We start from the raw sequence: 20,786 nt of genomic DNA, 5'->3' as shown, positions 1-20,786 counted from the left end.
ATGACTACGGCCCCCACCGCACTCTTCCGCACCGTCATGGGCGACGACTTCGAGCGGCTGCACCCCCGGCTGCAGCGCCGGTTCTCCGTCGGGCTCGACAGCGGGGAGGCCTGCACGGGACGGGGGGTGATGGACCGGGTGTGGCACGGCGGCTCCCTCGTGGTCACGCCCTTCCTGAAGCCCTTCCTCACCCTCGGCGCGACCCGCAACATCCTCGTGCCCCGCACCGGCCGGGCGATTCCCTTCACCATTGAGAACGTGCCGTACCGGGACTCCTTCGGACGGGAGACCGTCACCTTCGTCCGCACCTTCGCCTTCCCGGACGGGCCCCGGAGGTTCGACGCGACGATGGTCCTCGACCCGCGCGGAGACCGGATCCTCGACTATCTGGGGACCCATCAGCACCTCGCCAGCGAGCTCCGTCCCACGGCCGAAGCGGACGGCTCGCTGCTGATCCGCTCGGGGATCCACCGGTTCCGCGAGGGGCCGGTCGACGTCCGCGTACCGGAGCTGATCGGCGGGGACGCCGAGGTCCGGGAGGCGTACGACGAGACGACGGGGCGGTTCCGGATCCGGGTCCGGGTGACCAACCGCCGCTTCGGGCCGCTGTTCGGATACGAGGGGTCGTTCACCGTCGCGTACCACGACGTAGGCTCGTGCGGGGTGCGCGCCGGGCTGCGCCCGGTGCGGGAGGAGATCAGGGCGTGAGCCAGGAGACCAGGCTGAAGCTGCTGGAGGGGGCCCTGCGCACCGTTCGGGAGCAGGGCATCGCCAAGGCGTCGGCCCGGGCGATCGCCACCACGGCGGGGGTCAACCAGGCACTGGTCTTCTACCACTTCGGTTCAGTGGACGAACTGCTGGCCGAGTCCTGCCGGCACGGCGCCCGGCAGCGGGTCGAGCGCTACCGCGAGCGGCTCGCGGAGGTCTCCACGCTCGGGGAACTCCTGGCCTTCGGCCGGGAGATGCACCAGGAGGAGCGGGACCACGGCAGCGTGGCGGCGCTGGCCCAGCTGCTCGCGGGGGCGCAGACCCAGCCCCGGCTCGGGCCCGCGACCGCGGCCGGTCTCGACCTGTGGATCACCGAAATCGAGACCGTGCTGGTACGGGTGCTGGCGGACAGTCCGCTGGGCGAGTTCGCCGATCCCGCCGGGCTCGCCCGTGCCGTCTCGGCCTCCTTCGTGGGTCTGGAGCTGTACGAGGGTGTGGATCCGGAGGGGGCGGAGCGGGCCCTCGACGCGCTGGAGCGGCTCGCGGAGCTGGCCACCGTACTCGACGGGCTGGGGCCGCTGAGCCGGCGGGCCGTCCGGCACCGCATCCAGCGGCACACCGCGGGCTGACCGCTCCCGGGGCCGGGGCAGCGGCCCGGGGCAGGGCAGCGGGTGCCGTGCCCGCCCGGCGGCTTCCGGAGAGCGGTGGGTGCCCGCTCTCTGCCGTACCGGGAAGGCGGTCCGCCCGCCGTCCGTCCCGGACGCGCCGCGCACCCTCCGGCGGCGGCCCTGTTCCGCATCAGGTCTGGCGCAGCGGCTCGTACCCCTTCTCGTCCAGGCCGAAGGTCCAGGCCACACCCTCCTTCGCGGTGCCGGTCGACGGGGGTACCCGCAGCCAGTACGTACGGTACGTACCGTCGGGCTCCGGAGTGGAGTTGACCACCTCCACCATCACCACGTCCTCGTCGCCGTTCATCGGGATCCGCCAGAGGATTCCGGACTCGTCCTGGTGCACCGGCCGGGCGTCGGATTCTGCGAGGTAGCGGTCGTACCCGTAGAACTCCAGCATCACGCGGCGCAGTTCGGCGTTCTCCTCTTCCCGTATCCGGGCGGGGGTCAGGGAGGAGAGTTCGGCGAGGAAGCCGGCGGGGACCGGCATACCGCGCCAGGCGTGGAGGGCGAACCCGTCGGGGAAGCTCAGCGCGGGGCCCGAGCCGTGGTCGAGGCGGCCCGCTTCGTCGCGGTGGAGTTCGGTGGGGCGTTCGCAGATGACCACGGCCTTCTCGTACGGCCACCACCAGCCGGCGGCGGTCGCTATCCGCACCAGTGGTTCGAGCCGCTCGCTCCGTCCGTCGAAGGCGGCGAGCCACGCCGCGTCGTGCTGGCCGAGGACCGCATCGAGCAGCAGCTGCCGGGTCTCGGTCTCCACGGCCAGCCGCAGTTCCGGCGCGTCGTCGGACGCTTCGTCGATCCCCGCGGCCTCGGTCAGGCGCTCCAGGATCCCGGCCCTGATCCGGTCGGCCAGGGCGCGGGTGGTGTCCCAGAGCCGGGCGCCGGTGTCGTTCCACAGCTCCGTCCAGCCTCCGGGGCCCAGCGCGTCATGGACCCGGCGCCGTTCGTCGGCCCACGGCTTGGTGCGCACCCGGTCTCTGGCGGAGGGTCCCTTCTCGTCCCCGAGGGCCCGGACGATGCCGATCGCCTCCAGCGGCGAACCCGCCCAGAGGATCCGCTCCGGCTCGGGCAGCCCCGCGTCGCGGTAGGCCCGCCGGACGCCCTCCTCGGCCACGGCCCGGTCCGCCGGTCCCGTGGCCGCCGCCACGGCCCGCCACTTGCCCATCGTGTCGATGTCCTCGACCTGTCGCATCGGACTCCCCGTCCCCTTGTACACCCGGCACCGGCCGGGTTCGTCGTCGTTCCGCTGTTGCTGTGCTGCTGCTGTCCCGGTCCGGCACCGGCGGGACCCGCCGTCCGGCGGATGCGCCCCCCGATGAGCGCGGGGGCGCGGAGTGCGGTCAGTCGGCCACGATGCGGACCGCGCCCGGCAGGTACTCGCGCTGGCGTATCACCCGGTACCAGCCGCGGGGGAGGTCGATGGCGGCGTGCTCCTCGTGGACGACCTTCCCGCCCGTGGGCAGATGCAGCACCAGGGGCCCGAAGGGGCCCGGCTCGCGCACCAGCCAGCCGGCGCCCAGCACCGCGTGGGCGTGTCCGGTGACCTCGCCCAGGGCGAGCACCAGCCGTCCCCGGGTGTCGCGCGATTCGGCCGGGGCGTCGGCGACGTGCGCCGGAACGCTCTCCTCGGCGACGGGCACGATCAGCACGTCTCCCTGGCGGTACATAGCTCTCCCCTCGACGCTCGGCACCGAGTGCGCCGAACTGGTGAAAACGCTAAGGGGAGGGTCTGACAACGGCCTCGGAAGCGACTCCGAACTACCTTTTCACCAGCGGTGATTCCGGTCCGGTGCGGTCCGGGCCGCGGAGGAGTTCGCGGTCGGTGCAGTCGATGCCGGGGTCCTCCACGAGACAGAGGGCGAGGCCCCGGCCGTCCCTGCCGACCTGGATGAGGACCGAGCAGCCGTCCGCTTCGGCGGCGTCCGCCATGAGGTCGATGCTGTCGCCCCGGGCGAGTGTTCCGTCGGGGTTCTCGGCGGGTTCCGTATCCGCTTCGCCGGACACTCCCAGGAACTGCCAGGTGCCGCTCCATGCGTCGGGACAGCCGCTGTCCCCCGGCAGGCTGTGGCGCAGTCCGGTCCCGTCTGTCCGGCCGTCCGCCCGGAAGACGAAGCGGGTACCCGCTTCGTTCGCCCAGTCGCCGCCGAGGCCCCGGGCGTCGACCGACGCGGAGTGGAGGCCCTCGTCGCAGGCGACGGACGTCAGGGCCAGCAGGGCGGCCAGGGCCACCGCTCGAAGGGTCTTCGTTCTCATCCCCATGCTCCCAAGTGCCCGGCGCCCACCTTATTTGAACGCGTTCAATACATTAACTCCGCAGCTCCCGGGCGGTGCAGGCGGGACGGGCGGAAACGGGTGCCCGGGTCGCCCCCGGCCGGGGAACCGGCTCCGGGGACCCCGGAAGCAGCACATGTCAGTGCGGCTTGGTACAACTTCTGCCCATCGAACCGATCAGTTGATCGACCACCCTCGGTGTCTGGAGTTCTTCCATGAGCGATTTGCAGGAGTTGTTCGGCCTGCCCGTCTTCGACTTCCCCGCCAAGGGCAGGAAGAAGGCGAAGGAGACCCCGCTGCCCGAGGCGGGGACGGTCGCCTGGCGGATCGCGGTCGACGCCTACGACAGCGAGGAGCCCTGGGAGGACGTGTTCGCCCGCTTCCTGACCCAGGTCGAGACCACCGAGGTCCGGGCGTTCGTCGTCGGCGTCTGGTCGGAGGCGTACGACACCTCCCCCGAGCCGATCGTCAAGGCGCTGGTCGACGCCGCGGAACGGTTCCCCGCACTGCGCTCCCTGTTCTTCGCCGACGTCTCGTCCGACGAGTGCGAGATCTCGTGGATCAACCAGGGCCCGGTCACCCCGCTGCTGGAGGCCTTCCCGCTGCTGGAGGAGTTCGGCGTCCGCGGCGGTATGGAGCTGGAGCTGAAGCCGGTCCGCCACGAACGCCTGCGCTCCCTGACCGTCGAGACCGGCGGGCTCGCTGCCGAGGTGGTACGGGACATCGCCGCCTCCGACTTCCCCGAGCTGGAGATCCTCGACCTCTGGCTGGGCACCTCCGAGTACGGCGCGACGGCCGTGCCGGAGGACCTCCAGCCGTTCCTGACCGGCGCCCGGCTGCCGAAGCTGCGCCATCTGGCCCTGCACAACAGCGAAATGCAGGACGCCGTGGCGCAGGCGCTCGCGGGCGCACCCGTGGTGGCCCGTCTGGAGGTCCTCGACCTCTCCATGGGCACCCTCAGCGACGAGGGCGCCCAGGCCCTGCTGGAGGGGCAGCCGCTGACCCATCTGAAGAAGCTCGACCTCGGCCACCACTATCTGACCGAGGCCATGGAGGAGCGGCTGCGCACCACCCTCGGGGCCGCCGGGGTCGAGGTGAACCTCGACGAGAGCATGTTCGACGAGTGGGAGCAGGAGAGCGACTGGGACAACCGCTACGTCGCCGTGGGCGAATGACGCCATGACCGCGACGACGTCAGCCGCAGCACCGCACCCGGACCTCCGGATCGCGGTGGTCGGCGATCCGGCGGGCCGCCGGGTCACCCTCTTCCGGGAGGCCGCCCGGTCCGCCGGGCTGCCCCCGGTGCGCGTGGTGCCCTGGGCCGACGTCCTGCACGGCGGGGCCGGATTCCGGCCCGGCGAGTGGGTGCGGATCGAATCCCCCGGCGAGGACCCGGCCGCCGACGCGATCCTGCGCGGCGGCGACCCGACCCGGGTGGAGGGCAGCGGCCGCTGGTACGCGCGGTTCGTCGCCGCGGCCGCCGAGGTGTCGGCCGCCGTGACGGCCGCCGGTGCCGTCGCCCTGGACGACCCCGGCCACCTGGCCGTCCTCTTCGACAAGCGGCTCTGTCACGGCGTGCTCCGGGAGGCGGGGGTGCCGGTGCCCGATTCGCCGACTTCGGGCAGCGGGGCCCCGCCCGTCCGGGGCTGGGACGATGTCCGGGCCCTGGCCCGGGACGCCGGGCTGCACCGGATGTTCGTCAAGCTCGCCCACGGCTCGTCGGCGTCCGGGGTGCTCGCCGTGGAGACCGCGAGCGGCGGCCGGATCCGGGCCACGACGTCCGTGGAGCGCGACGAGCGGGGCAGGCTCTTCAACTCCCTGCGGGTGCGGAGCTACACCCGGGAGACGGAGATCGCCGCGATCGTGGACGCACTCGCCCCCGACGGGCTGCACATCGAACGCTGGCTGCCGAAGGCGTCCCAGGACGGCCGCAGCGCCGATCTGCGGATCGTCGTCACGGACGGCCGCGCCACCCATGCCGTGGTGCGCACCAGCCGCTCCCCCATGACCAACCTCCACCTCGGGGGCGCCCGCGGAGATCTGGCCGCGGCCCGGGAGTCGATCGCCCGCTCCGGGGGCGACTGGGCGGAGGCGCTGGAGATCTGCGAGCGGGCCGCGGACCGTTTCCCGGGGGCGCTGCGCGTCGGGGTCGACCTGCTGCCGCTGCGGAACTGGCGGGCGTTCGCCGTCGGGGAGGTCAATGCCTTCGGCGATCTGCTGCCCGGTCTCACCGGGCCGGCGGAGGGGCCCGCCGCGGGGCTCGACACCTACGGGGCGCAGATCGCCGCGATCCGGCGGCGGGCGGCGGCCGTGGCGCGCCCTTCCGACCGGACCGGTAGCCCGGTATCCGGCGGTACGCCGACAGGAGCGGCGTTACGGGCCGGGCGGACCATACCCCCGGGTGCGGCGCCCTCGGCTGCCGTACCGCCCGTGGCCGTACCGCGGAACACCGCGCTGCCGGACCCCCGTTAGCCGCCGCGGCCGGGGGATCACGGCAGCACACAGCAGCGCACGACAGCACCGCATCACCGAGCAGCACCGCACCGAGAGCAGGGAACGAACGTGCCGACGTCTGACACCACCACCGGGGTCCGCCCGCCGGACCTCCGGTCCCCCGGCCCCGAGGGCTCCGGGGACCCGGACATGAACGAGGTCGTCGGCCGGGACGATCTGCTGTTCGTCACCCTGGACACCCTGCGGTACGACGTCGCGCAGGAGCTGGCGGCGGCCGGCCGCATCCCGAACCTGGCCCGGCACCTGCCGGGCGGCGCCTGGCAGCGGCGGCATGCGCCGGGCAGTTTCACCTACGCCTCCCACCAGGCGATGTTCGCCGGTTTCCTGCCCACCCCGGCCGCGCCGGGCCCGCATCCGCGGCTCTTCGCCGCGCGTTTCGCGGGCAGCGAGACCACCGCCGGCCGCACCTGGGTCTTCGACACCCCCGATCTGGTGTCCGGTCTCGCCGCCGCCGGGTACCGCACGGTGTGCGTGGGCGGAGTCGGATTCTTCAACCGGCAGGGGCCGCTGGGCTCGGTCCTGCCCGGGATGTTCCAGGAGAGCCACTGGGAGCCGGAGTTCGGCGTGGCCTCGCCCACCTCCTTCGCGTCCCAGGCCGAGCGGGTGGAGGAGATCACCGCCGGTCTCCCGCGGGAGCAGCGGCTCTTCCTCTTCGTCAACGTCCCGTCCCTGCACCAGCCGAACTGGTTCCATCTGGAGGGCGCCACCCGGGCGGCGGGCGACTCGCGCGCCACCCACGCCGCCGCCCTGGAGTACGTCGACCGGTACATCGGACGGCTCTTCGCGGCCGCCGCGAGCCGCCGCCGCTGCTTCACGATCGTCTGCTCCGACCACGGAACCACCTACGGCGACGACGGCTACACCGGCCACCGCCTGGGCCACGAGGCCGTCTGGACGGTGCCGTACGCCCACTTCTTCCTCGACCCGCCGCCCGGGACCCCCGGTGTCCGGCCGGAGGCCGCCGTATGACCACCGCACCGGCCCCCCGGCCGTACCAGAGCTATGTGTACGCCTATCCGCACAAGACCGCCTACCGCCCCCTCGGGGAGCGGCGCCCCCGGCTGCGCGAGCTGTGGGCGGGCGAGCGGAAGGACGCGCTCTCCCTCTACCTCCACATACCGTTCTGCGAGGTCCGCTGCGGTTTCTGCAATCTGTTCACCCGTATCGGCGCGCCCGGCGAGCTGACGACCCGCTACCTCGACGCCCTGGACCGCCAGGCCGAGGCGGTCCGGGACGCGCTGGGCGACGAAGGTCCGGTACGGTTCGCCGCGGCGGCCTTCGGCGGCGGCACCCCCACCTTCCTCACCGCCGGTGAGCTGGACCGGCTCTGCGATATCGCCGAGAAGCGGATGGGCGCCGAGCTGGCGGCCGTACCGCTCTCCGTGGAGACCTCCCCCTCGACCGCCACCGCCGACCGGCTCGCGGTCCTGGCCGCCCGGGGCGCGACCCGGCTGAGCATCGGGGTCCAGAGCTTCGTCGCCGAGGAGGCGAGGGCCGCCGTCCGCCCCCAGCGCGGGGCCGACGTCGAGGCCGCGCTCGGCCGCATCCGGGACAGCGGCGTCCCCGTCCTGAACATCGACCTGATCTACGGAATCGACGGCCAGACCGAGCGGACCTGGCGCTACTCCCTGGACGCCGCGCTCGGCTGGCGTCCGGAGGAGCTGTATCTCTACCCGCTGTACGTCCGGCCGCTGACCGGTCTGGACCGGCGGGTCAGGGAGAGCGACCTGGAGTGGGACGCCCGGCGCCTCGCGCTGTACCGCCGGGGCCGGGACCACCTCCTGGCCCGGGGGTACGAGCAGGTGTCGATGCGGATGTTCCGCCGGACGGACGCGCCCGGGGCGGGCGAGGCGCGGGGCCCCGACGACTACGCCTGCCAGACCGACGGCATGATCGGACTGGGCTGCGGTGCCCGCTCGTACACCTCCCGGCTGCACTATTCGTTCGACTACGCGGTGGGCGCGTCCGAAGTGCGGGGCATCATCGACGACTACACCCGTACCGAGGACTTCGGGCGGGCCGAGGTCGGTTTCGCCATGGACGGTACGGAGTCCCGGCGGCGCCATCTGCTCCAGTCGCTGCTCCAGGCCAGGGGGCTGGCGGCGGAGGAGTACCGGGACCGTTTCGGCAGCGCGCCCGAGGACGACTTCGGCCCGGAGCTGGCGCGGTTCGCCGCGCTGGGCTGGCTGGACCGGGACGCGCCCGCCGGTCTCCTCCGGCTCGGCCCCGAGGGGCTCGCGCACTCGGACGCGCTGGGTCCCGAGCTGTTCTCTCCCGCCGTGCGTGCCGGGATGGCCGCCTACGAGCCGAAGTGAGGGCGGCGCCGTGGATCTGACGATGCTCTACCGGGGGCCGCTGGCCTCCTGCGACTACGACTGTCCCTACTGCCCGTTCGCCAAGCGGCGGGACAGTCCGGAGACCCTGCGCGCCGACCGCGCCGCGCTGGAACGATTCTGCGGATGGGTGGCCGACCAGCCGACGGCGCCCGCCGGGGGCCGTTTCTCGGTGCTCTTCACCCCCTGGGGCGAAGCTCTGGTCCGCTCCTGGTACCGGCGGGCCCTGGTGGAGCTGTCCGGACTGCCCCAGGTCGGGCGGGTGGCCGTGCAGACCAACCTGAGCTGCCGCACCGGCTGGCTGGCCGACGCCGATCCGGAGAAGGTGGCGCTCTGGTGCACGTACCATCCGGGTCAGACGCCGTACGACCGCTTCCTCGGCAAGACCCGGGAGCTGGCCGCCCTGGGGATCCGCTTCAGCGTCGGGATCGTCGGTCTGCCTGAGCACCGCGAGCCCGCGCTGCGGCTCCGCGCCGAACTGCCGGAACACGTCTACCTCTGGGTGAACGCGGCCGAGGGGCACACCTACACCGATGCCGAGGCCGCCGGATGGGCCGCGATCGACCCGCTGTTCGCGTACAGCCGCCATCCGCACGCTTCGGCCGGGCTGCCGTGCCGTACGGGAGAGTCGGTGGTCTCGGTTGACGGCGACGGGACGGTCCGCCGCTGCCATTTCGTCCCCGCCCCGCTGGGCAACCTCTACGACGGCTCCTACCGCGCTGCGCTGCGGCCGCGGGCCTGTCCGCTGGCGGTCTGCGACTGCCACATCGGGTACGTCCACCTCGAATCCCTGCCGCTGTACGACGTCTTCGCGGGCGGGGTGCTGGAGCGCATACCGGCTCCGGGGGTGCTCCCTTCCGGCGGCCCGGCCGGTCCCTGACCGCCGGAAGGGGTCACAGCGGCAGCAGATCGGGCCGCTTGGCCTCCACGTGGTCGCCGGAGCTCTCGCCTCGCAGCCGCCGTCCGATCCACGGCCCGAGGTACTCCCGCGCCCACTGGATGTCGTCGCGCCGGACTTCGAGGGTGCCCCGCACCGGTACGGGCGGCCACGCCCGGTCCGGGTCGGCGGACACCTCCAGGCCGAGGACCTGGGCGGCCCGCAGCGCGACCCGGGTGTGCCCTTCCGGCGACAGGTGCAGCCGGTCGGGGTCCCAGGCCCTGCGGTCCTGTACGGACCGGAGCGACCACAGGTCGAGCACCGGGCAGTCGTAGCGGTCGGCGATGGCCCGGACATGGGCCGTGTACGTGGCGATCCTGCCGCGCAGATGGCGCAGGACGGGCACGTTCCGGGTGTCGAACCCGGTGGTCACCATGACCGTGCCGACGGCGCCGGTCAGTTCGGCGACGGCACGTTCGAAACGCTCCGCCACATCGTCGGGGTCGGTGCCGGGACGGATGATGTCGTTGCCCCCGGCGCAGAACGACACCAGGTCCGGGGCGAGTTCCTTCGCCCTGGGGACCTGCTCCTCCACGATCTGGTCGAGAAGTCTGCCGCGTACGGCGAGATTGGCGTACCGGAAGGTGTGTTCCGGTCTGCGGTCGGCGAGCAGTCCCGCGAAGCGGTCCGCCCAGCCGAGGTAGGTCCCCCCGGGCCCCGGGTCCCCCACGCCCTCGGTGAAACTGTCCCCGATCGCCGCGTACGACCCGATTCCGGACTGGTCATAAGTTCTCGAATCGTCTCCCACGGAGGCCATCCTCTCTCCGCGGATGTGACCTACGCGACCGTAGGGAGGGGTTGACGGGCCGTGATCTATCCCACCGTGATCACCCGGGGTGGTGGGAATACGGGGAATCCCCCGCGACACGGGGTGTCGCGGGGGATTCGCCGGGCGCCGGGGCGGCGGGGCCCAGGGCCGGAGCTGCGGCGTCTCAGAGGGAGACGCCGTGGCCGCGGAGATGGGCGACCGGGTCGATGTCGGAGCCGTAGGCCGGTCCGGTGCGGACCTCCAGGTGCAGGTGCGGGCCGCTGGAGTTGCCGGTCGAGCCGGAGAGGCCGATCTGCTGTCCGCCGTCGACGGACTGGCCCGCCGAGACGGAGAGGGAGGAGAGGTGGGCGTACTGGGAGTAGGTGCCGTCGGTGTGCTGGACGACGACCTCGTTGCCGTACGCGCCGGCCCAGCCCGCGGAGACGACCGTGCCGGGGCCGATGGACCGGACGGAGGTGCCCGTCGGGACCGCGAAGTCGACACCGGTGTGGTAGCCGCTGGACCACATGGCACCGGAGGCCCGGTACGGGGTGCTGACCTGGGCACCGGCGAGCGGGGCGGCCCAGGAGCCGGAGGCGGCCTCGGGGGCGGGCTCCGGCGCGGGCGCCGGGGCGGTCTCCTGCCGCGCCGGGGCGGCGGGCTCGGCGGCGGCCGGGGCGGGGGCGGCGGGACGGGCACCGTCGCGCGAGGCCCGCTCACCCTTCTCAACCGTCTGCGCGGGCTCGGCCGCCTCGGCCTTCTTGGCGGCCGGGGCCTCGGGGGCGCGCTCGGCGCCCTTGCCGTCGAGCACCAGCTTCAGACCCGGGTGGATCAGGGACGGGTCGTCGCCGACCGCGGCGCGGTTGTCGGCGTACAGCGCCTGCCAGCCGCCCTCGACGTCCCGCTCGGAGGCGATCTTGGACAGATGGTCCCCGGCGACCACGATGTACGTGGCTGATCCGGCGGACTTCTCGGCAGCGGCGGCGGGGGCGGCCGCCGGGGCGACGGCGGCGGTCGGGGCGGCGGGGGCGGCCTGTTCGGCGGCATGGGCGCCGGTGGCCCCGATCAGGGGCAGGGCGATGGCGGCACCGCCGGTACCGGCAGCGACGATTCCACGAGTGATGACCGTCGACTTGGGACGGCGGTGCTTACCCTTTCCGGGCATGGCGCGTTTCCTCTCCGGCGCCTGCGAGGTGAGCTGTCGGGTTCGGGCGGGAGGTGCCCGGTCGCGCACGGCGCGACTTCACCCCGAGCCGGACGGTTTCCCGTCCGGCGGACTACCTGGGTCCCCCGCTCCTGCCACGTGCTTCGGGTGAAGGGTTCCGGACGGCGGCAGGATTCGGCGGTCCGACCGGAGTGCGGTGACCGTAGACCGGCCATAAGAGCAGGAACAAGCCACTCACCCGGCGACGGGCGGAGCCGATCTTGAGGACGGGCCGACCGCGGTGACCCTCCGTGGGCGTCACCCCGTCAACTCCCGCCGGGCGTCCGTATGCCCCTCCCGGGCCACCGCCACACACCGTCACGATTGTGATCCTGCTCATGAGCCGCTCCCCATCTCCCAACGAGACAGGGCATGTTCCAACGAAGAGACCATGACGGACATAGGGGACAGAAGCTGTTCATTCGACAGTCGGTGGCACGTCCGGGCGCCGAGCGCCCACCATGCATTCACCGTGCAGTTCATGACCATCCGATGGAATGATTGCCTGAGGAATCAATGTCGTATCGTCAAGGTCATGCCACCGTCGGCGACCGGCGCCGACGGCCGTGACTGCCCAGGGAGCCGTTGTGACGCAGCAGGTGCCGCAGGTCCCGTCGACCGAGCCGGAGCTGGCCGGGATCCGCAACTTCCGCGACGTCGGCGGACTGCCGTCGACCGACGGCCGTGCAGTGCGCTTCGGACGGCTCTACCGCAGCGGCCATCTGGCCCATGCCACCGCGAGCGACGCCGCTTTTCTCGCCGGTCTCGGACTGCACACGGTCTTCGACTTCCGCAATGCCGCCGATATCCGCATCGAGGGCCCGGACGTGACCCTGCCCGGGGTCCGGAATCTCAACCTCCCGCTGAGCGACCCGGCGGACGGCGCCGAGTTCTGGCAGGTGGTGCGGCGGGGTGATCTGTCACAGCTGCGGTCCCTGCTGGCAGACGGCCGGGCGGCGCAGCGGATGGTGGACGCGTACCGGACGATCATCACCGGGCGGACGGCCGAGCACAGCCGGGTGCTGCACGCGCTGGCCGAGGACAGCGTCCCCGCGCTGATGCACTGCGCGGCGGGCAAGGACCGGGCGGGGCTGTCGGTCGCGGTGACCCTGCTCGCGGTGGGTGTGGAGCGGGAGGCCGTCGAGGCGGACTATCTCAAGTCGAACGACCCGCACCGGCGCTACCGGGTGCGCCGGGCGGAGGACGCCCCGGAGGGCATGTCGCCGGAGGTGATGGAGCTGCTGAGCCCGCTGTTCGACGCCCGCGCGGCGTATCTGCACGCGGCCTTCGACGCCGTCGACTCGGTATGGGGCGGTACGCCGCGCTATCTCTCCGAGGGGCTCGGCCTCTCTTCCGCGACCCGGGAGCGGCTGCGGGAGAGGCTGCTCGGCACGGACTGAGCGGGCCCCGGGCGTCCGGAGCGGGCTCGGCTCTGCGGTGCGAGCGGGGCCCCTGCCCGGCCGCAGAGCGTCGCGCCGGGCGCCGGGCCGGTGCCGGGCGGATCGCGGTGCGGCCCTCAGCCGCCGGCCGGGCGGGCTGCCCCTGGTTCGGCCCCGGGGTCCGGGCGGTCTACTTGGCCCCGACCTCGAAGAGCAGGTAGAGGAAGCCGGCGAAGACGTGTCCGGCGACCAGATAGGCGAAGAGCCGGATCCAGATCCCCTTCGGGAACTTGCCCTCCTCGTTCTTCGCACGGGGGGTGGTACCGGCGGCCTGGGCGCCTTCGGAAGCGGCGGGGTTCTCGACCATGACGGCCTCTGCTTTCTCCGGCGCGACGGCCGGGTTCCTCCGGCGCGGGGCCGGATCGCATCTGCACGGGCGGGACGGTGCGGACCGTCGGGCGGCCCGGGCCCTTCTCCCGGACCGGGCCGGATCGGCAAGATCCGGAAGACCGGAAGACCGGAGAGGGGACCTAGAAGTGCGGATGGAAGATGTCGGGGCTCTGCAGCAGGGTGTGGACGAAGATCATCTCGGCTCCGTCGCGGGTGGCGGCGGCGATCCGGTGCGGGGTCAGCGAGTCGTAGTGCGCGCTGTCGCCGGGGCCCAGTTCGTGGACGGTGTCACCGAGACCGAGCCGGACCCGGCCGTCGAGGACGTAGAGCCACTCCTCGCCGGGATGCTGGCGGACCAGCTCGCCCTGGGCGCCGTACGGCACGATGAGGCGGAGCGTCTGCATGGCCCGGCCCGGGCTGCCGACCTGGTGGTAGGTCCAGCCGTCGGCCTGGGAGGGTTCCCGGCTGCCGGCCCGGATCACGGGGTCGTGCTCGGGTGCCGACTCGCCGAGCAGCTCGGCGACTGTCGTACCGTAGATCCTGGCGAGGCCGAGCAGCATCGGCAGCGAGGGCTGCCTGCGGCCGGTCTCCAGCCGGGACAGATGCGCGGGCGACAGTCCGGCGCGGTGGGCGGCGGCCTCCAGGGTGAGCCCGCGCCTGCGGCGCAGATCGCGCAGCCTGGGTGCCACGTCCGGCAGGGCGTCGGGCGCCTCCCCGGCGGCGGGGCCGCCGGGCGCCGTGGATCGGAGGTCCGGGGGGTGGCCCCCGGGAGGACTCTGCATGACTCCATTGCGCCAGGAAAATGCCTCCGAGGCAAGTTTCTTGCCCCGGAGGCAAAAATTTCCCGATCGTATGATCTCAGCGCTGGGCCACCGCCTGCTTGACCAGCGTCTTTCCAAAGTCCCAGAGCAGTCCGCCCCCGGCGTGGGCCTCGTCCATGACCGCCGTGAAGGCGGTCACGAAGCGGTCGACCTCCGGCTCCCCGATGGTCAGCGGCGGGATCAGCTTGATCACCTCCTGGTGGTCGCCGGAGACCTGGGTGAGGATCCGGTGCTTCTGCAGCAGCGGAGCGACCACGATCTGGGCGAAGAGTCCCTTGCGGGCCGCCTGGAGCATCGCCCACCGGCTGCGCAGGGCCAGCGAGCGGGGGCGGCCGAACTCGATGCCGGTCATCAGACCCCGGCCGCGGACCTCGTGGAGGAATTCGTACCGGTCGACCAGCGCACCCAGACGGCCGCGGAGCAGATCGCCGGTGGCGCGGGCGCGGGCGACCAGCCCTTCGTCCTCGATGACCGCGAGGACGGCGAGCCCGGCGGCCATCGCCTGGGCGTTGGAGCCGAAGCTGGCGGAGTGCACCAGCACCCGGTCCATCGACGAGTAGACCTTCTCGAAGATCCACCCCTTGCCGAGGGTGGCACCGACCGGCACATAGCCGCCGGAGAGCGCCTTGGCGACGCAGACGAGATCCGGCTCCACCCCCGGCTCGTGCTGGTAGGCGTAGAAGTCGCCGGTCCGGCCGAGACCGGTCTGCACCTCGTCCGCGATCAGCAGCGCCTTGTGCCGGTGGAGGAGTTCCTGGGCGGCGGCGAGATAGCCGGGCGGGGACGCGTACACCCCCTTGCCCTGGATGGGCTCCACCACCAGGGCCGCCACATCGCCCCGGGCCAGCTCGCGCTCCAGGGCGGGCACATCGCCCAGGGCGACGGCGGTGTCGGGCAGCAGCGGGGCGAAGCCGTCGCGGAAACCGGACTCGCCGTTGACCGAGAGGGAGCCGGTGGTCAGCCCGTGGAAGGCATGGTGGCAGTAGAGGACCCTGGGCCGTCCGGTGGCGTACCGGGCGAACTTCAGCGCGGTCTCCACCGCCTCCGTACCGCTGTTGGAGAAGAACACCCGCTCCAGATGCGGGCTGTACGCCAGCAGCCGCTCGGCGAGGAGTCCGGGCAGCGGCGGGCAGTCGAAGCGGGTGAGATCGGGGAGGGAGGCGTCGACGACGTCGTGCAGCGCCTTGCGGACCACGGGATGGTGGCGGCCCAGGCCCATCACCCCGAAGCCCGCGAGCATGTCCAGATAGTCGTTGCCTTCGGCGTCCCAGAAGTAGGCGCCCTCGGCTCGTACATAGGTGCGGTCGAAGCCGATGGTGCGCAGCATCCGCGGCAGCTGGGGGTTGAGGTGGCGGGCGTGCAGGGCGTACCGCTCGCCGCCGCGTTCGGCCAGCAGTCCGGCGAGGTCGAAGCTCCCGGCCGGAGCGGCGGCCCCGGGCGGCGTCGGTTCCGGTGACGGGGTCGGGGTCGGGGTCATGGAGCGGGGTTCTCCTTGGCTGCCAGTACGGCGCTGATCCGGCCGGCGGTCTCCACCGGGGTGAGACGGCACGGCCGGCTGTCCCTCTCGGTCTGCGTGCTCCGCTCGCAGTGGCGGCGGGCCGCGGCCCGCCGCCACTTCCTGCTCCGCCGCGGGCCGGGCCCGGGCGGGCTCCGGGTCAGCTCCGGCTGCCCGACACGCTTTCGCGGGCGGCCCTGAGGGATTCCTTCAGGGAGCCCATGGTGGCCAGGACCGCGGTCGGTTCGTAGCCGCAGTGCGCCATGCAGTTGGCGCAGCGGGGGTCCTTGCCGCGCCCGTACTTCTCCCAGTCGGTCTCCTCCACCAGCTCCCGGTAGCTCGGGACGTAGCCGTCGCTCATCAGATAGCAGGGGCGCTGCCAGCCGAAGAGGGAGTAGTTCGGGATCGCCCAGGCGGTGCAGGGGAAGTCCGCCTTGCCCTCCAGGAAGTCCAGGAAGAGCGGGGAGTGGTTGAGCCGCCAGCGCTTGCGGTTGCCGCCGGCGAAGGCTTTGCGGAAGAGTTCCCTGGTCTGTTCGACGCCCAGGAAGTGCTCCTGGTCGGGTGCCTTCTCGTAGGCGTAGGCGGGGGAGATCATCATCTCGTCGACCCGGAGGTCGTCGTTGAGGTAGTTGAGGACCTCGACGACGGTCTGCGGGGTGTCGGTGTTGAAGAAGGTCGAGTTGGTGGTGACCCGGAAGCCGCGCCGCTTGGCCTCCTTGATGGCCTCGACCGCCTCGTCGAACACCCCTTCCTTGGCGACGGACTCGTCGTGCCGCTCGCGCAGTCCGTCGATGTGCACGGCGAAGGCGAAGTACGAGGAGGGGGTGAACTTCTCCAGTTTCTTGCGGAGCAGTACGGCGTTGGTGCAGAGGAAGACGTACTTCCGCCGGGCGACGAGCTGCCGCACGATCTCGTCGATCTGGGGGTGCATCAGGGGTTCGCCGCCCGCGATGGAGACCATCGGCGCCCCGGACTCCAGCACCGCCCCCACGGCCTGGGCCACCGGCATCCGCTGCTTGAGCACTCCCGCCGGATGCTGGATCTTTCCGCAGCCCTCGCATTTCAGATTGCAGGCGTACAGCGGTTCCAACTCGACGATCAGCGGAAACTTCTCCCGCCTGCGGAGCTTCTGTTCGAAGAGATACGTTCCTACCCGGATGGTCTGACGGAGTGGCATGGCCATCTGGCTCACCTCCTGGGGAGCAGCAAAGAACGGTGCCATTCATGAAGAGCGGGAAGCACGGCACGGAGAACACGGAAGGCTGATATTCCACCGCGTACCGTGCCGATTCGGACGAGTTCATGCTCCGGGGCGTCCACGACCACCCGGACGGCGGCAACCGCGCGGGGTCCGGCGGCCAGTGCGGTACGGAGTGTGGCCGCCGACTCCATATCGGCCGCGATCGCGCCGGTGGCCAGCAGTTCGGCCCGCTCCGGGCCGCGTACGACATGGTCCGATCCGGTCAGCGGTCCGCGGTGCACCCGGTGGCCGGGCAGGGCCCGGGCGACGGCGTCCGCGAGCCGCCCGGTGTCCGTGCAGACCACGGGGGAGCCGTCGCCGCCCCGGGTCTCCCCCGCAACGACGACATCGCCGGGGTGCATCCCGGGGGCCAGTCCGGCGCAGAAGCCGGAGGCGACCACTGCCGCGTGCCGCAGCGCATCGCCGGTGAGCGCCGCCCGGACCGCGCGCTCCGCGTTCACCGGCCCCATCCGGGTGCGCAGCACCGTCACCGGTCCCCGGGCACCGCTGTGGTCGCCCCCGCGCAGGGCCAGCCGCTCGATGCCGAGCGCACAGGCGATCAGCAGCGGCGCTGTGGCGTCAGGGGGGGCCGGGGCGGCCGGGGGGCCCGCCGGGCCGGCGCCGGCCATCAGCTTCCCTTACGGGCGGTGACGGCGACGGCGCGCGGCGTCCCGGCCCGCGGTACGCCGCCCACGGGCGGCTCGCCGTGCACATAGCGTCCGAGCGCGGTCAGCGGGAACACCTGCCGGTAGAGGTGGTAGTTGATGGAGAAGTCCCAGGGGAAACCGGTGCCGGTGAAGTACGGCTCGTCCCAGCCGCCGTCGTCCCGCTGCGCCTCGACCAGCCACCGCACCCCGCGTTCGGCGGACTCGGAATCCCGCTCCCCCGCCGCCAGCAGCGCCAGCAGCGCCCAGGCGGTCTGGGAGGGGGTGGAGGAACCCTGCCCGGCCCAGGCGCCGTGGTCGTACGAGCGCAGGTCCTCGCCCCAGCCGCCGTCGGGATTCTGCACCGAGCGCAGCCAGTCGACGGCGCGCCGCAGGGCCGGGTGGGCGGCCGGGATGCCGGCCGCGACCAGGGCCGGGACCACCGACCCCGTACCGTAGACGTAGTTGACGCCCCAGCGGCCGAACCAGGCGCCGCCCGGCTCCTGGTGGGCGAGCAGCCAGTCGACGGCGCGCCGGGCCCGGGGGGTGTGGGCCCGGCCCTCGTACGCCAGCATCTCCAGGACATGCGCGGTGACGTCCGCCGACGGCGGGTCGATCACCTCCCCGAAATCGCAGAACGGCAGCCGGTTGGGGAACGGGCTGGTGTTGTCGGCGTCGAACGCCCCCCAGCCGCCGTCGCGCGACTGCATCCCGAGGGTCCACCGTCCGGCACGGGCCACCGCAGCGTCGACCCGCGCCGGATCGGGATGGGCCACCCGGCGCAGGGCCAGCACCACCTCGGCGGTGTCGTCGATGTCCGGGTAGTTGTCGTTGTGGAATTCGAAGGCCCAGCCGCCGGGGGCCAGTCCGGGGCGGCGCACCGCCCAGTCACCGGGGCGGACGATCTCCTCCCCCAGCATCCAGTCGGCGGCCCGCACCAGCGCGGGATGGTCGGGGGCGAGACCGGCGTCGGCGAGGGCGACGGTGGCCAGACAGGTGTCCCAGACCGGGGACTGGCAGGCTTCGATCATCCGGACCGGGGCGCCGGTCTCGGTCTTCTCCCAGATCGCGAAGCGGTCGAGGGACTCGATTCCGGCCCGCATCACGGGATGTCCCAGGTCGTAGCCGAGGAGATGGAGCGCGATCAGGGAGTACACGGCGGGCGGCTGGATGCCGCCCCAGCAGCCGTCGTTCTCCTGCCGCTCCACGATCCAGCGGGACGCGGCGGCGATCGCGGACTCCCGTACCCTGCGCGGCGCCACCCGGTGGTAGCGGTGCAGGGCCCGGTCCGCGCGCTGGAAGAAGCCCTCCCAGCTGTTCGCGGGCGCCAGCGGGCGGGGAGGGTTCGGCAGCAGGGGGTCGGTGTGCAGCTCGTCCAGGGCGAAGGGCGCCGGACGCACCGGGCGCCGGGCCGAGACCACCGTCAGCGGCACGATGGTCTGCCGGGCCCAGCAGCCGAAGTCGTAGATGTTCAGCGGGAACCACTTCGGCAGGAAGATCAGCTCGGGGGGGACGACCGGCAGGTCCTCCCACCGCCACCAGCCGAAGAGCGCCAGCCAGATCCGGGTGAACACGCGGGTCGCGGCGATTCCGCCCTGTTCCCTGACCCAGGCGGCGGCCCGGGCCATATGGGGGTCCCCCGGCAGGTCCCCGGCGAGACGGAGGGCGACGTACGCCTCGACGGTGGCGGAGAGTTCGCCGGGACCGCCGTAGAAGGTGGCCCAGGTGCCGTCGGCGCGCTGCCGGCCGCGGATGAAACGGGCCGAGGCCTCGGTGACGGCCCGGTCACCGATGCCGAGGAACTGACGGAGCAGCAGGTCCTCGGCGTCCATCGTCACATTGGTTTCGAGGTCGCCCTTCCACCAGCCCTCGGCGTCCTGCCGGGCCAGCAGATGGTCCACGGCCCGGTTGACGGCCCGCCGGGCCGATCCGGTCCGCTCGTCACCCGCGGTCCGCTCCCCGGGGCGGCCCGCGGGAGCCGGGGCACTCGCTGTCTCACTGTCCGCGGCGGCGCGGGCCCGCACGGGCCCGCCGCTTCCGTCGGTCGTCGCTGTCATGGCTTCCCCTTCGGTGCAGTGGTCGTGCTGCGCTGTACTGGGGGTATGCCGTCGGCGGGTGAAACGGTTGTCCGGTCACCTGCCGGCGACTGCGATGCGTATCGGCGTATAGGTGATGAGGATCATCTCTTCCGTGAAGGATTCCGTCATAGTTGCCCGAGGGGCGCTTTGTCGAGGGATCGGCCGGATGGACGGGCCATCCGTCTCCCGGACAGGGCCGGCCCCGGAGCGGGACCGGGCCCGGTCAGCGCTTGCGGACGACGACGAAGTCGGCGAGGGCGATCAGCTGCTCCCGCACCCGGCCGGGCATCTCGACGGCGTCGAGTGCCTCGATGGCGATCGTGTGCTGGCGGCGCGCCTCCTGGGAGGTCCACTCGCGGCCGCCCGCCGCCTCGATCAGCGCGGCCCGGGTGGCGAACTCCTCCTCCGAGAAGGAGTCGAAGTCGCTGCTCTTGGCATCGGCGGCGAGCAGCTCCCCGAGCCGCCGGGACGCCTCCCCGCCCTCGGCGAGCGCCGCCACCACGGGCAGCGACTTCTTCCGCTGGCGCAGATCGCTCCAGGTCTGCTTGCCGGTGGCGTCCGGGTCGCCCCAGATGCCGAGGATGTCGTCCACCGCCTGGAAGGCGAGGCCGAGGTGGTAGCCGTAGCGCTCCAGGGCGTCGGCGGTCCGGTCGTCGGCACCGCCGAGTACGGCGCCGATGGACACGGCGCAGGCCAGCAGCGCACCGGTCTTGTTGCCCTCCATCTCCAGGCACTCCTCGACGCTGACGCGCTCGCGGTGCTCGTAGGAGATGTCCTGCGCCTGGCCGTCGATCAGCTTCCGGGTCGCGGTGGTCAGCCGGCGCGTCGCCCGCCCCGCCTCCACCGTGCCCAGCTCCAGCAGCACCTCGTTGGCGAGCGCGAACAGCGCGTCGCCGACCAGGATGGCCTGGGCGGGGCCGTGGACCTTCCACACCGTGTCGCGGTGGCGGCGCTGCTCGTCGCCGTCCATCAGGTCGTCGTGCAGCAGGGAGAAGTTGTGGACCAGTTCGACGGCGACGGCACCCGGGACACCCGCCTGGGGCGGGGCGCCCGCGGCCTCGGCGGAGAGCAGGGCGAGCGCCGGGCGCACGGCCTTCCCGCCGTCGCCGTCGGCGGGCCGCCCCTGGGCGTCGATCCACCCGAAGTGGTAGGCGGCGACGGTGTCCATCGGAGGGGCCAGCCGGTCGACGGCAGCCCGCAGGACCGGTGCGGACATCTCCCTGGCACGCTCCAGGAGCGCCGCGATGTCGACCCCGGCCGCGCCGTCCGCGCGCTCGATGCCGGGCGCGGTGTGTTCCGCCGGGTTCGCCGAGGGCACTGTCGGCACGGTCTCTCTCCTGATGTCGATTGCTT

General features: G+C 72.8%; 20 protein-coding genes and 1 riboswitch. Of the genes, 8 read left to right on the top strand and 12 right to left on the bottom strand.

Annotated elements, in window-relative coordinates; all coding sequences use genetic code 11:
• Window positions 1-708 carry a DUF4166 domain-containing protein gene (locus B7R87_RS29250; protein WP_006345404.1) on the top strand — a complete coding sequence of 236 codons (708 nt, stop codon included), beginning with the start codon at window positions 1-3 and terminating at the stop codon, window positions 706-708.
• Complete coding sequence (locus B7R87_RS29245) at window positions 705-1,337, top strand: TetR/AcrR family transcriptional regulator (RefSeq protein ID WP_006345405.1); 633 nt, start codon at window positions 705-707, stop codon at window positions 1,335-1,337. Before B7R87_RS29250 ends, B7R87_RS29245 begins: the two co-directional genes overlap by 4 nt.
• Window positions 1,338-1,506: 169 nt before the next feature.
• On the opposite strand, the gene B7R87_RS29240 is transcribed toward B7R87_RS29245, so the two are convergent.
• The 3 genes from B7R87_RS29240 to B7R87_RS29230 form a co-directional block, all read right to left on the bottom strand.
• On the bottom strand, window positions 1,507-2,553 hold the full coding sequence (locus B7R87_RS29240; protein ID WP_391117036.1) for a DUF6745 domain-containing protein: 1,047 nt from the start codon (window positions 2,551-2,553) through the stop codon (window positions 1,507-1,509).
• A gap of 166 nt (window positions 2,554-2,719) precedes the next feature.
• Window positions 2,720-3,046: a hypothetical protein gene (locus B7R87_RS29235; RefSeq protein WP_006345407.1), complete on the bottom strand. Its 327-nt coding sequence runs from the start codon at window positions 3,044-3,046 to the stop codon at window positions 2,720-2,722.
• A 91-nt stretch (window positions 3,047-3,137) separates the two neighbouring features.
• Window positions 3,138-3,632: a hypothetical protein gene (locus tag B7R87_RS29230; protein WP_130584741.1), complete on the bottom strand. Its 495-nt coding sequence runs from the start codon at window positions 3,630-3,632 to the stop codon at window positions 3,138-3,140.
• Between the two features lie 233 nt (window positions 3,633-3,865).
• Here B7R87_RS29230 and B7R87_RS29225 point away from each other — a divergent pair, with 233 nt between their 5' ends.
• The 5 genes from B7R87_RS29225 (at window position 3,866) to B7R87_RS29205 (ending at window position 9,377) form a co-directional block, all read left to right on the top strand.
• Complete coding sequence (locus tag B7R87_RS29225; protein WP_040913201.1) at window positions 3,866-4,825, top strand: STM4015 family protein; 960 nt, start codon at window positions 3,866-3,868, stop codon at window positions 4,823-4,825.
• Window positions 4,826-4,829: 4 nt separating this feature from the next.
• The gene (locus B7R87_RS29220; RefSeq protein WP_006345410.1) at window positions 4,830-6,122 is read left to right on the top strand and encodes an STM4014 family protein; all 1,293 of its coding nucleotides are present in this window, start codon (window positions 4,830-4,832) and stop codon (window positions 6,120-6,122) included.
• 171 nt (window positions 6,123-6,293) lie between these two features.
• Window positions 6,294-7,133, top strand: a complete 840-nt coding sequence (locus B7R87_RS29215; RefSeq protein WP_040913206.1) for an STM4013/SEN3800 family hydrolase — start codon at window positions 6,294-6,296, stop codon at window positions 7,131-7,133.
• On the top strand, window positions 7,130-8,479 hold the full coding sequence (locus B7R87_RS29210; protein WP_006345412.1) for an STM4012 family radical SAM protein: 1,350 nt from the start codon (window positions 7,130-7,132) through the stop codon (window positions 8,477-8,479). Before B7R87_RS29215 ends, B7R87_RS29210 begins: the two co-directional genes overlap by 4 nt.
• Window positions 8,480-8,489: 10 nt before the next feature.
• Complete coding sequence (locus B7R87_RS29205; protein ID WP_006345413.1) at window positions 8,490-9,377, top strand: STM4011 family radical SAM protein; 888 nt, start codon at window positions 8,490-8,492, stop codon at window positions 9,375-9,377.
• A 13-nt stretch (window positions 9,378-9,390) separates the two neighbouring features.
• Here B7R87_RS29205 and B7R87_RS29200 read toward each other — a convergent pair whose 3' ends face one another.
• Both B7R87_RS29200 and B7R87_RS29195 read right to left on the bottom strand, forming a co-directional pair.
• The gene (locus tag B7R87_RS29200) at window positions 9,391-10,191 is read right to left on the bottom strand and encodes an SGNH/GDSL hydrolase family protein (RefSeq protein ID WP_006345414.1); all 801 of its coding nucleotides are present in this window, start codon (window positions 10,189-10,191) and stop codon (window positions 9,391-9,393) included.
• A gap of 175 nt (window positions 10,192-10,366) precedes the next feature.
• Entirely contained in the window at window positions 10,367-11,347 is a 981-nt protein-coding gene (locus B7R87_RS29195; RefSeq protein WP_130584740.1) for a M23 family metallopeptidase, read from the bottom strand.
• Window positions 11,348-11,352: 5 nt separating this feature from the next.
• Window positions 11,353-11,504: riboswitch (cyclic di-AMP (ydaO/yuaA leader) on the bottom strand.
• A gap of 469 nt (window positions 11,505-11,973) precedes the next feature.
• Here B7R87_RS29195 and B7R87_RS29190 point away from each other — a divergent pair.
• Window positions 11,974-12,786 (top strand): tyrosine-protein phosphatase, encoded by an 813-nt coding sequence (locus tag B7R87_RS29190; protein WP_006345417.1) that lies wholly within the window; start codon window positions 11,974-11,976, stop codon window positions 12,784-12,786.
• Window positions 12,787-12,955: 169 nt separating this feature from the next.
• Here B7R87_RS29190 and B7R87_RS33865 read toward each other — a convergent pair whose 3' ends face one another.
• From B7R87_RS33865 to B7R87_RS29155, 7 genes are all read right to left on the bottom strand, one after another.
• A complete protein-coding gene (locus tag B7R87_RS33865) occupies window positions 12,956-13,132 on the bottom strand; it encodes a DUF6126 family protein (RefSeq protein WP_006345418.1) in 177 nt (58 codons plus the stop codon).
• Window positions 13,133-13,295: 163 nt separating this feature from the next.
• Window positions 13,296-13,937 carry an XRE family transcriptional regulator gene (locus tag B7R87_RS29180; RefSeq protein ID WP_006345419.1) on the bottom strand — a complete coding sequence of 214 codons (642 nt, stop codon included), beginning with the start codon at window positions 13,935-13,937 and terminating at the stop codon, window positions 13,296-13,298.
• 76 nt (window positions 13,938-14,013) lie between these two features.
• Window positions 14,014-15,453, bottom strand: a complete 1,440-nt coding sequence (locus B7R87_RS29175; RefSeq protein WP_006345420.1) for an aspartate aminotransferase family protein — start codon at window positions 15,451-15,453, stop codon at window positions 14,014-14,016.
• A 178-nt stretch (window positions 15,454-15,631) separates the two neighbouring features.
• Window positions 15,632-16,654: an adenosyl-hopene transferase HpnH gene (gene hpnH / locus B7R87_RS29170; protein WP_006345421.1), complete on the bottom strand. Its 1,023-nt coding sequence runs from the start codon at window positions 16,652-16,654 to the stop codon at window positions 15,632-15,634.
• A gap of 5 nt (window positions 16,655-16,659) precedes the next feature.
• Window positions 16,660-17,340, bottom strand: a complete 681-nt coding sequence (locus tag B7R87_RS29165) for a phosphorylase family protein (protein WP_130584739.1) — start codon at window positions 17,338-17,340, stop codon at window positions 16,660-16,662.
• Window positions 17,340-19,412, bottom strand: coding sequence for a squalene--hopene cyclase (shc, locus tag B7R87_RS29160; RefSeq protein ID WP_040913218.1), 2,073 nt, complete (start codon window positions 19,410-19,412; stop codon window positions 17,340-17,342). Before shc ends, B7R87_RS29165 begins: the two co-directional genes overlap by 1 nt.
• A 244-nt stretch (window positions 19,413-19,656) precedes the next feature.
• Window positions 19,657-20,751 carry a polyprenyl synthetase family protein gene (locus B7R87_RS29155; protein ID WP_006345424.1) on the bottom strand — a complete coding sequence of 365 codons (1,095 nt, stop codon included), beginning with the start codon at window positions 20,749-20,751 and terminating at the stop codon, window positions 19,657-19,659.
• Between the last annotated feature and the right edge of the window lie 35 nt (window positions 20,752-20,786).

This window comes from Streptomyces tsukubensis (assembly GCF_003932715.1).
Classification (GTDB): domain Bacteria; phylum Actinomycetota; class Actinomycetes; order Streptomycetales; family Streptomycetaceae; genus Streptomyces; species Streptomyces tsukubensis.
This window is presented reverse-complemented; position numbering and strand designations above follow the sequence as displayed.

What these genes read in the sequence shown, in the direction of transcription:
- B7R87_RS29220 (WP_006345410.1), top strand. Translation starts at nt 4,830, where the DNA reads ATGACCGCGACGACGTCAGCCGCAGCACCGCACCCGGACCTCCGGATC.
- B7R87_RS29210 (WP_006345412.1), top strand. Translation starts at nt 7,130, where the DNA reads ATGACCACCGCACCGGCCCCCCGGCCGTACCAGAGCTATGTGTACGCC.
- shc (WP_040913218.1), bottom strand. Translation starts at nt 19,412, where the DNA reads ATGACAGCGACGACCGACGGAAGCGGCGGGCCCGTGCGGGCCCGCGCC.
- B7R87_RS29230 (WP_130584741.1), bottom strand. Translation starts at nt 3,632, where the DNA reads ATGAGAACGAAGACCCTTCGAGCGGTGGCCCTGGCCGCCCTGCTGGCC.
- B7R87_RS29235 (WP_006345407.1), bottom strand. Translation starts at nt 3,046, where the DNA reads ATGTACCGCCAGGGAGACGTGCTGATCGTGCCCGTCGCCGAGGAGAGC.
- B7R87_RS29250 (WP_006345404.1), top strand. Translation starts at nt 1, where the DNA reads ATGACTACGGCCCCCACCGCACTCTTCCGCACCGTCATGGGCGACGAC.
- B7R87_RS29165 (WP_130584739.1), bottom strand. Translation starts at nt 17,340, where the DNA reads ATGGCCGGCGCCGGCCCGGCGGGCCCCCCGGCCGCCCCGGCCCCCCCT.
- B7R87_RS29200 (WP_006345414.1), bottom strand. Translation starts at nt 10,191, where the DNA reads ATGGCCTCCGTGGGAGACGATTCGAGAACTTATGACCAGTCCGGAATC.
- B7R87_RS29195 (WP_130584740.1), bottom strand. Translation starts at nt 11,347, where the DNA reads ATGCCCGGAAAGGGTAAGCACCGCCGTCCCAAGTCGACGGTCATCACT.
- hpnH (WP_006345421.1), bottom strand. Translation starts at nt 16,654, where the DNA reads ATGGCCATGCCACTCCGTCAGACCATCCGGGTAGGAACGTATCTCTTC.
- B7R87_RS29180 (WP_006345419.1), bottom strand. Translation starts at nt 13,937, where the DNA reads ATGCAGAGTCCTCCCGGGGGCCACCCCCCGGACCTCCGATCCACGGCG.
- B7R87_RS33865 (WP_006345418.1), bottom strand. Translation starts at nt 13,132, where the DNA reads ATGGTCGAGAACCCCGCCGCTTCCGAAGGCGCCCAGGCCGCCGGTACC.
- B7R87_RS29215 (WP_040913206.1), top strand. Translation starts at nt 6,294, where the DNA reads ATGAACGAGGTCGTCGGCCGGGACGATCTGCTGTTCGTCACCCTGGAC.
- B7R87_RS29225 (WP_040913201.1), top strand. Translation starts at nt 3,866, where the DNA reads ATGAGCGATTTGCAGGAGTTGTTCGGCCTGCCCGTCTTCGACTTCCCC.
- B7R87_RS29175 (WP_006345420.1), bottom strand. Translation starts at nt 15,453, where the DNA reads ATGACCCCGACCCCGACCCCGTCACCGGAACCGACGCCGCCCGGGGCC.